This window comes from Vibrio sp. 10N.247.310.17, from assembly GCF_041466605.1.
Taxonomy (GTDB): Bacteria; Pseudomonadota; Gammaproteobacteria; order Enterobacterales; family Vibrionaceae; genus Vibrio; species Vibrio tasmaniensis_A.
This window is the reverse complement of record NZ_JBFSTC010000053.1, coordinates 25,162-35,353: the sequence shown is the minus strand read 5'-3', so window position 1 is coordinate 35,353 and position 10,192 is coordinate 25,162. Positions and strand designations below refer to the sequence as shown.

Here is a 10,192-nt window from a genome sequence, read left to right as displayed (position 1 = left end):
CAAGGATTTATCAACTCGATATTTAGACTGGCCCATGTTCCATTAAGCTGTCCGCATTACACCTGCATCAGTCGTAGAGCAAAGCAAGTTGAGGTCTCATTTAAGACAAAAACGAAAGGAGCGATACAGCACCTAGCCATTGATGCGACTGGCCTAAAGGTTTATGGCGAAGGTGAATGGAAAGTCAAAAAACACGGGACAGATGGCAAGCGTAGAGTCTGGTGAAAGCTGCATATTGCAGTTGATACAAGCACTCATGAAATTATTGGAGCCGAGCTAAGTTTATCGACGGTTACAGATGGAGAAGTCCTCCCTAACTTATTGAAACAAACACGCCGAAGTATCCTTAAGGTGTCTGGTGATGGCGCTTACGACACGAGAGCATGTCACGCTGCTATTGAGATTAAGCGAGCCGTTGCGCTTATTCCCCCAAGAGAAGGGGCTGCCTTCTGGGAACGTGGTCATCCTCGAAATCTCGCCGTGGGTTGCCAGAAGTTATACGGCTCAAATAAGTATTGGAAAGAGCGGTATGGATACCACAGACGTTCACTCTCAGAAACAGCGATGTATCGAGTTAAACAGTTACTAGGAGGACGATTGAGCTTAAGAAATTACAATGCGCAGGTGGGTGAGACTTACGCGATGATAAAAGCGTTGAACAAGCTTACTGGGTTAGGTATGCCTAAAGCTTGTCGTATTAACTAAGAAACACACGAAACGAAGTAGCTCTATCTCTAAATTTAATTACGCAACAAAGCCTATCCTCGCCCTAAAAGCGGGCGAGGATTTACGGAGAAATTGCTAACTGGAAATTGAGAACCTCAAAATTATCCTATAAAATTTATTCCTAACGAAGCCGCAAATTCCACCTGCTTCCAGCTCGATCTAAATCACGATCATTTTTAATCCGACCTAGGCGACTTGCCCCTCCCTCCTCTCCTCGACCACCTACAACCATAGCTAACATTTCTAATTCTTCTTGCGATAATAAAGGATGATTGTCAAATATAACTCGTTTCATTATTAAACCCCTAATTTTATTACTAATAATCTTAAAATTAAACAAAAGAAATTAATTTTAAATTATGATTACATTTAAAAAATTAATTAATAAGTTAATAAGTTAATAAGTTAATGTAAATTATATTAAAAAAAGAATAACCTTGAATTCTAATTTCAGCACCGAGCCTACTGCATAAATACAACGTTGCTAATCTTCTTTGAAAATAACGTCTAACGCCCAGGACTCTGGCTCTCAATGTGCCAAAGTTTTCTTGTCGCTCTTGAGCGGCTTTGTTGAAGCGCTCATTTAATCGCCAATTTTTGAGTTGAGAGCCTTTTCCTATATTCTTATCATACCTTGATGTATTCACTCTCATAATCATACCTTACAAACACAATCAATCCAGGCGTCAACACTTCAAAAAAACACACCTACCGACAAACCAATTATATTGCGTGACCGAGGGCGGATTGATATCTGATTATCAGGCGACATTATGGATAATTGGCAGAGTGAGCAACGCACTTATGATGGAACAGGCTCATCCCCAATACCCTGATAGCACAATAAGAGCGTGACATTATTTGAGACTGGTCTTCAAACAGCCCCTACGCCAACTTCAAGGTCTCATCGATAATCTATTAAAAAGAATGGGGGACGCAGATCTAGCCTGTCCAGACTATACCTCTCCTTCTAAGCGCTTATCTCAACTAGGTCTTAAGAAGCCCGCATTCAAATCCACATATAAACCGAATGAGGGGCCGTAGGGGCACTGTGTGAAAAAATTGATATAGATGCAGACCATGTTTCAGCGGATAAAATGGACGATACCGATGACGTCTAGGACGCATTATCGAGCAAATTTCCTGAAGCCGATATAATCATTCCTCCCAAAGATAATCTGCTTGCTGTCGACGCTCGCAATCCTAAAAGGATGAGAAATTTAGTGGCGTATCTGCATTAGGTCCCCAATTACACAGTAGAGACTTTGAAAACAACAACAGGAAATGATGCTAGCGGCATGATTTACACAGCTTGGTATGCCCGACAGCTACCGAGTCGCTTAATGATGTCAAAAGACAAAGTGGGTTGAGTACTGCAACAAAGCCACGAGAAGTCGAGAAACAACGTTTACTTCAAAACTAAACGAGACTTCAAGGCGGCGATAGACCAATTTTTTCTGTGACTCTTCCAGAGATCGCAGGCTCTTTGGCATCTCAGATTAATGATAATTTTTAGGTACTCAAACCTGCACCTTCAAGTTGATTCAATATATATGTGCTATGGGTGGGCTTTATTCTGTCATAAAAATCCAATTTTAATGCGAGTTATCTATATATTTCTGCTGCTTGCTTTGACATCATAATTATCTCTTTCAGTTTGGCTTTAGCGACCTCTTGCGCCATGTAATGCCTAACTAAAAGCAGTTAGGTGTTGAAAAACCCATCCTTCGATAATTAGTCTCAAGAACATCCGAGATCATAAAAGCAGTAACCTTCTTTATTTCACCTCCGCCTTTCTTTAAATCTCGAATTATCTCCCTACCATTTTCAACACTCGCTCTTTTAACCGCTCCCGGTCTATTAAGCCTAGTGTTAACAATGTTATCGGGGTCTGACATCACTTGAGATATGCTTCTTTTTTCTAATGCAGTCCAATCCTTAACCTCACTAATCACTACATTTTCACCTTTATATGAAGTTGAAAAGTATAATTTATTAGAATCTATTACATCTGAGCCCAAGGTATCAGAGGCACTTTCTAAAAAATCGTCATTGAACTGCAAAGCCTCTGTTACGCTACTTTTAGTACTTTCATTTGGAAATGGTATTTTACCTTCCTCAATATCAGCCAAAATATTTTTGTTCTTTTCAAGCATACTTTTTACATTCTCATATAGCTTTTTCCTAGCTTCTGAATGTTCCAAGGGTTTATCTAAAACTAACTTTTCAGTAGAGAAACCGACTTTTGAAAGCCTTGCCTCCCCATTTTGAATTATTATTTTCGGCCTGATCGAGTCTAATTCACTTGGATTTATTTTAGTTACATCAATTTCAAGACTCCCAGACATCGAGCTAAATGAAATTGCAGAGAGTAGCAATATCAAAAATGTATTTATAAGATATTTAATTTTATATTTTCTTCCCATCATGATTCACCTCTTCAAGGAGTAATTGGTCTATGGTAATCCGGGGAAAGGAGAAGCCAACCCATTGTAATTCCCCTCAATAACATCAGAAACTACAAAAGCGGATATTCACCTAACGTTCGGATTATTTGACTTAAAATCTCTCACCACACTTCTATCTGTTTAGCACTGCACCTTTAAGAACCACATTAGTATTTACAATGTTGTCTGGATAACATGACGCAAGAGAAATACGCTTGCTCTTAACCTTAGGTCGCTCGAACGTTAGACATCAAAATGGATTATCCTTTGATTTAATTAAACTAGTGCCTCTTCCTATAGTCTTGATTTTTAGTTAATCAACTCAAAAAAATCATTTTTAAAACTTTATCTAAGATACTTTTTCCCTGCTCCCATCACAATATTCGACCTAATTGGCGTGATGCAGGCGCATGGGTGGTCCTGTTTGAGAAACAGGAACCCATAAATTGATAGTGTCATCAAGGTACCTAATTATTTTATTATTATCTTCATCTAAAAAAGGAGTTGAGTTAAACGCTAGCCAATCAAAGTTTCCGCTTGAATATTTATGTACTTCTTGAGAAGAGTAATTTACGAGTTTACTGTTTTTATTTAGCGCAACCAGGTCGTCACGTAAATCGCTCAAGATTACAGCAGCGGCTTCATTTTCCCAATCACTTAACTTTTGTAGCTTCTTCACGTAATTATCGATTAATGCGCCCACAACGTTAAAGTAACTATTTTGAATAGAGCTAGTCATTTGAGCATAATCAATGAATCGTAATGATGTCTCATAGTTATCACCACCTTGTAGACTCATTAATGAAACAGCATCATTTAATGCAACATCTACCTTTTTCTTTAGGCTTCCATCAGCCACATGTTTATCGATTTTCTCAATAAGCGAATTTAATTTTTCTTGACTGATTGGCTTTAATGAAATTTCTGATTTATCTACTAATTTAGTATTAACCAGGTCTTTAGCTGCATGATAAGAACTCATAATTTTGTTTTTAAGGGTGGAATGTTCCTCTCCAATTTTCGAATATGCATCATTAATTAATTTTGTAAACTTGGTCTCATCAGTCACATCGACGCCTTGGCTAATTAGTGACTTTGTTATGGCAAAAATAAATGGAGCAACATCAATTTTGGATTTAATATCATTCATGACAGAGCCTTGAATTATTGAGCTTTCAATTGGCATAAATATCGATATAAAAATAAGAAAACCTTCTTCAATCTTTACCTCTGAATAATCAAGGTTTTTCAAAATATGATGCCCAAAATATAACCAAGAATAGTATTTTTTTAGAACATCATTATATGGGGCTATCATTGATTCCTGAAGACTATGGATAAATTTTGTATCTGTAAGCATATCTTTGAATTCAACAACAAGATGATCGCTATTGTCATATATTACATCTACTGTCCTCTCTAAAACTGGGAAAAATACATCATTCAACCAACGCATATTTGGTATTGCAACATTTTTTATCGATTTTGAAAATCGGATGCTGTTTGTGCCTTCATATGATGGATGGAAATTTGCATTATTTAATGGGACATGTCCGAAACTGCTTATGTATTTCTTCCCTGTCAATGAGGTTGAATACCAGTATTTTAAATTTTCCTTTAATCCGATTAGGTGGCTAATAGTTACTGGTAATTCACTTGAAACGAATTGCGTGGTTATTGGGGTGGATACTGTGTTATCTTTGAAATATTTATCTACTCTATTAGAGTAATTATCATTAATCAATCTATATGCTAATTTGTGGAAACTGTTTTTATATAATTCAACTGTTAATTCTCCAAAATGTTTATATTCATAATTATAAATCTCATCATTATCACCTCGGATTATTTTTTTAAGCTTTAGTAGTGATGCGTCTGTTTTATCAATTGCTTTTGAGTAGACACCCATCAAAGTGCGATCGGACTCTTCCATCTTGTTGATGACCCCAGCCATTTTTATATCACCATAAATTGCAATCCCTTCAGCGATGAGAACACCTATAACTGGGTTTATAGCTTCCGCAATTGACTCGGAGAAAATTGAGCCGATAACTTCCCCTGCAATTTCCGGGGCTATGTAGGAGCCCAAAAGAACGGCACCACCAGTGATTTCATCAGCATTTTTATTTTCTATGCCGTCAAGCAATTCTAATCCACCACTTACAACGCCAATAGCTCCACCAATTTTCTCTGCCAACTCCATTGCTCCGGTTTCAAATTCTGGTATAACCTCACCAATTTCTTCATTAGTAATCTTTTGGCCAATGGGAGTTTCTTTTTCTGATATCGGTGAGATGTCCTCTTGAAAATCATCAACCTCTTTTTCAAGAGTTGTAGTTTTACATGCTTCCCCCTCATCCAAAATAAAATAGAAAGAGTTAGCACTATTGGCAAATAATACCGCTCCGATTGATAGTCCAATAGTGCTTATTTTAAACTTCATTGTCCATTCCCCCGCCTAAAATATGATTTTTTGAAAATTTTGATGGAATTAAAAAATTGGTAAAACTGACAATAGACTATTTCAATCAATCAATAAGAACATTTAAATAATTTATGTTTTATTTATATTGAAAAATTATCATCTTTACTAATTCAAGGAAAAAGCATGAGCCACACCAAGAGTTTTTGACTCTGAGTTAAGTGAGAAAGAGCTTGCGGTTGAAAATGCAGCTAGAACAATATTAGTCAAAAACAAGATTATATGTAGTAAAGCGGAAAGGGCTTTCAATAAAGGAAATACAAAGGTGTTTGAAACATTATATAGTTCGTTAACTTTACCCAATTACATTCAAAGACCTTTCAGTTATGACGTAAGTGTTGATATAGGGGCGTCAACGCCAGTTTTTCCACTTAATGAAAATAGAACGTCCAATACGAGCCGATAATGACGAGAGAAGATCTGCGCCAAGCACTCTTCGAATACATCGAGGTTAATTATTACCGAACAAGAAGGCACAGTGCACTTGAATATCTAAGTCCAGTAATTTCTTGTCACTTAGCAAACCAGTCAGTCTGACAAGTGTAGAGCACCCTTATCAAATAGGAAAACACTTATTCATATGAAGGTAAGACAACTTTTCCCTCACCAAATTTTTGTGAAAGAAAAGACTCTACAAACAGTTACGCTTCCCCAATTTATAGACTCGTCGAAAAAAGATAGATAAGGTAAAGGCTCATTAAAACAAAGAAAAATCCTGCAATTTTATTGCCCCACTGTTCAATGTATCTTGACACTATATGTGCCCGCATCCAGTAACCAATGACAGCATACATCGAAAGCACTAGTGCCGTCGAAATACCGACAATCCCCAAACAGATCATATAATCACTGATATTACTATTCGTAAGGTCAACAAAACTAGGTAAGATAGAAGCATAAAAAAGGATAGTTTTTGGGTTCCCCATAGCTATAGATAGCCCGGCAAAAAATTCCTTTGTTGAGAAATCAGACGTTGAGATATCGGTTTCACTTAAATGAGGAGAAGCCGCAATAATTAGACTATAGCCTATCCACCCTAAGTATATGGCACTAACAAATTGTACGAAGTGATAGATTCCTTGGACGCCGTTCTGAGCAAGTGCCGTATTGATGCTAAAATATGCAATGCTAAAAAATAACATAGCACCTATGACAATTCCTAAGGTCGTTATTAAACCCGACTTAAGCCCGACCCCCATACTTTGAATCATCACTAGCAACACACTTGGACCAGGTACTATTGATAGTAGCGTAATTGAAGCTGTAAATAATAAGATTGTGGTAATGTCCATGCCATTGCCTTTTAATGGTCTGTGCCTACGTAAACCCACATAGGTTTAATATCTGCAACATGAAAGCCAAACTTCTCGTAGAATCTAAATGCTTGATTATCACCAAGTAAAACTTTTTGATGGAAGTGTTGGTATTTTTTCATGGTCTTGCTCATCAATTCACTGGCAATACCTTTCGATTGATACTCTGGAAGTACTAACAAATGGCTCACGTACACAACTAAATAGCCATCGGAAATAGTTTTTACTAGACCGACCAAGCGTCCTTCTGAGTAGGCGCAGTACAGTGTGTGAGCCCCATTAAGGGCGAGCATAAGTTCATCAAGTTTATGTGCCGAACTCCAACCTACAGATTGATAAAGTTCAAAGACATCCTGACGTTCAGGAAGAGTATTACAGGTGTATTCAATTATCATTATCAGATTTCCTTTAAGTTTCGATGTAAATAATCATTATCAATAAGTGGCCAATAATGCGCTGATTTTCTCGGTTCTAAGTGCTCACTAGATTTATCGAACAGGTGCCACTGTTCGTTTTCGTTGGCACTCATCAACGCATCAAGAATCAAAATATCGTGTTTCTCCAAGGTTGAAACCGATGATTTTGTGATTATCTGATCAATAATATTTTGGGGTTCTTTGTATTGTATAGAAACCTGACTTGGAAGAAGGCTCTCAAGCAGATACCTAAAATCGACTTTTTTACTAGGATAAAGAGCCAATATTTGGGGGGGATAAGAAATCTCTAATTTAGAATTAAAGATTGAGACTATCGCCGAGCAAGCTACATCGATTGGCGTATAAGATACATTACCATGGTTGATAACAAGTTGGTTTAGCGACTTAAAGACACGTAAAGAGGAAACTAATAAAGAATTGCTATTCGGCACTTTATATTTGTCTGATGGCATCAATTCCCCTACTCTCGAAATCGATACTTCTATATTAAACTTAGTGAGTTCTGTGACTCGCTTTTCTCCTTCAAACTTAGTCTGGGCGTACCCACTCACTTCAGCGCTCGAATTATTGTTTATCAATTTTTCAACAGCCAGACTCGACACGTAGTGAAATTTACGTGCGTTTGCACGAAGAGCAAATTTGCATACTTCTGTTACACCTTCTGCGTTAGTTAAACGTAATGCTTCTGAGCTCTTGTTTAAGTTAACGACTGCCGCCGTATGAAGAATATGAGAAGTATGAAGAGCCAACTGATCATACCTTTCCGAAGATAATCCCATCTTATCTTGCGTGATATCACCAGCTACGACTGTTACACGCTTCCAATCAATTTGATTCTCAATTTTGTACTGTTTTGCACAATCAATTAACCTTAACTTTGCGTTTTCGTCAGAACTTGCTCTCACCAAACAAGTTGCTTTATGACTACTCTCTACGAGCAATTCACATAATAAATGAACCCCGAAATAACCACTTGCTCCAGAAATAAAAACGGATTCAGTAAATGATAGGTGACTAACTGGTCCTGAATACATTTCAATATTGGTCCTGAATTCTTTAGTCGAGCTACTGGTAACCGAAGATTCCAATTCACTAATCGTTAATATACTGGCTATGTCTTTAGATGAGATCCTTTTCCCTAGCTGTTTTTCAATATCTATGGCTATGCAGAGCAGATTGATTGAATCAATCCCTAGTTCCTCAAAACTCTTTTCTGGCGCGATGTCAGAAGAGACACAATAGTTGGACAGAATATTAACAAGTTCGGGGATAAGGCTGCACTCTGCTTCAGTGTCCTTGAAAAGCTTCAGAAGACTGGCTCTCTCGATCTTTCCGTTGTTGTTTCTTGGAAAATCATCTACTTTTACTATTCTTTGGGGTATGAACTCCGAAGGTAAACTTTCAGACAACGTTTGGCGTACATCTTTTTCATCTACGGCCGAACTCCCAGTTACCACCGCCAAAATTTGTTTAGAGTTAGCATTTTCATCTACGGCGACTTTAGCGCATGAAATGCTTGGAATAGCCTCGAGCGCCATTTCAATTTCTGTCAACTCAAGACGAACTCCATTCAATTGGACCTGGCTATCTTCTCTCCCATGGAAAAATAAGACCCCATTCTCAAGGCTTCCTATATCACCCGTTAGATAACAGGGTTCATAATCGCCTGAACTACGCCTAATACTTCTAAACTTGAGAGTTGTTAATTCTGGAAGACCAAGATAACCGAGCCCTAAACCAACACCTAACACAGCAATTTGTCCCAAGACACCTGGTTTATTTATTTCGTTGAGTTGGTCGTCCAGCACTACATAACTAGTGTTGGCTATAGGAAGACCCAGTGGAACACTATTCTCCTCGTTCCCGTTAAAGTGATGAAACACGAAGCCAATGGAAGCTTCTGTTGGTCCATATGTATTAGTGACTTGGATCCATGGACACAATAACCTAATAGTTTTTATCAACTTGAGAGATACCTCTTCTCCCCCAACAAGAATATTCCTAAAAGACTTAAAGTAGTCACTCCCTCTGGCCCTAGAAGCCATATACTGTAGATAAACCCCTAAAACAGAAGGGACAAAGTCTGCCATTACAATCTGCTCTTCCCTGATAGTATCCAATGTTGCTTGTATATCAAGAATCCCTTCTCGCATTGGAATAACTACTTTGCCACCAGTCGTTAACGGCCACAACAATTGCCAAAGTGATGAATCAAAAGTATGTTTGCTATTTTGTAAAACTGCATCACCCAGCTCAAGTTGAAAAGCTTTGGACATGACGTCAAACCGGTTGGCTAACCCTGCATGCTGATTTAGGCAGCACTTTGGCTCGCCAGTGGTTCCTGATGTAAAAAAACCATACGAGATAGCTCCAGGTTCAGGTAATTCAAACGTAATATTCTGGGTTGGCAAATTTACAGTATGGTCGTAATATATACTCGTCTGACAGGCATATTGCTTGGTAGTAGCTATAACTATCTCGGAATCAATAGTCTTTAACATTTTGGCCATTCTGGCCTTCGGGGTATCTACATCTAAGGGAACAAAAGCACCACCGGTCATCCAAACCGCCAACAATGAAATAACATAGTCAATTCCCCCTTGTGAAATAATAGGCACAATAGTTCTTGGGGAAAGACCAGCTTCTAGTAACTCACTTGACAATTCCTGAGCATGGCATATTAAATCAACGTAACGTATGCTTTTACTACCTTGTTTAATCGCTACAGCATCAGGGGAGAGTTGAGATTGATGTAGTATTTTTTTTAATACAATATTAGATGACATA

The 10,192-nt window shown here is 37.9% G+C and carries 7 protein-coding genes and 3 pseudogenes; 4 read left to right on the top strand and 6 right to left on the bottom strand.

The features are described 5' to 3' along the window. Positions 1–705 (top strand): annotated as a pseudogene (locus AB6D80_RS15005) (IS5 family transposase); the annotation flags it as partial. 410 nt (positions 706–1,115) lie between these two features. On the opposite strand, the gene AB6D80_RS15000 reads toward AB6D80_RS15005, so the two are convergent. Further along, positions 1,116–1,379: a hypothetical protein gene (locus AB6D80_RS15000; protein WP_229648108.1), complete on the bottom strand. Its 264-nt coding sequence runs from the start codon at positions 1,377–1,379 to the stop codon at positions 1,116–1,118. Between the two features lie 208 nt (positions 1,380–1,587). Between AB6D80_RS15000 and AB6D80_RS14995 the strand changes: the two genes are divergently transcribed. After that, a complete protein-coding gene (locus AB6D80_RS14995; protein WP_229648109.1) occupies positions 1,588–1,770 on the top strand; it encodes a transposase in 183 nt (60 codons plus the stop codon). A 341-nt stretch (positions 1,771–2,111) separates the two neighbouring features. Next, positions 2,112–2,242, top strand: a pseudogene (locus tag AB6D80_RS14990) (IS630 family transposase); the annotation flags it as partial. 178 nt (positions 2,243–2,420) lie between these two features. Here the strand turns inward: AB6D80_RS14990 and AB6D80_RS14985 are convergent. Further along, entirely contained in the window at positions 2,421–3,155 is a 735-nt protein-coding gene (locus tag AB6D80_RS14985; RefSeq protein WP_132968965.1) for a hypothetical protein, read from the bottom strand. A gap of 406 nt (positions 3,156–3,561) precedes the next feature. Further along, positions 3,562–5,616 carry a hypothetical protein gene (locus AB6D80_RS14980; protein WP_371729309.1) on the bottom strand — a complete coding sequence of 685 codons (2,055 nt, stop codon included), beginning with the start codon at positions 5,614–5,616 and terminating at the stop codon, positions 3,562–3,564. 401 nt (positions 5,617–6,017) lie between these two features. On the opposite strand from AB6D80_RS14980, the pseudogene AB6D80_RS14975 reads away from it, so the two are divergent. Then, positions 6,018–6,192, top strand: a pseudogene (locus tag AB6D80_RS14975) (IS3 family transposase); the annotation flags it as partial. 119 nt (positions 6,193–6,311) lie between these two features. On the opposite strand, the gene AB6D80_RS14970 reads toward AB6D80_RS14975, so the two are convergent. Genes AB6D80_RS14970 through AB6D80_RS14960 form a run of 3 tightly spaced genes read right to left on the bottom strand, consistent with a single transcriptional unit; the run spans position 6,312 to position 10,191 of the window. Then, on the bottom strand, positions 6,312–6,947 hold the full coding sequence (locus tag AB6D80_RS14970) for a LysE family translocator (RefSeq protein ID WP_229648111.1): 636 nt from the start codon (positions 6,945–6,947) through the stop codon (positions 6,312–6,314). Positions 6,948–6,958: 11 nt separating this feature from the next. Next, on the bottom strand, positions 6,959–7,363 hold the full coding sequence (locus tag AB6D80_RS14965; protein WP_229648112.1) for a GNAT family N-acetyltransferase: 405 nt from the start codon (positions 7,361–7,363) through the stop codon (positions 6,959–6,961). A 2-nt stretch (positions 7,364–7,365) separates the two neighbouring features. Next, positions 7,366–10,191, bottom strand: coding sequence for an AMP-binding protein (locus AB6D80_RS14960; RefSeq protein ID WP_229648113.1), 2,826 nt, complete (start codon positions 10,189–10,191; stop codon positions 7,366–7,368). Position 10,192: the final 1 nt, after the last annotated feature.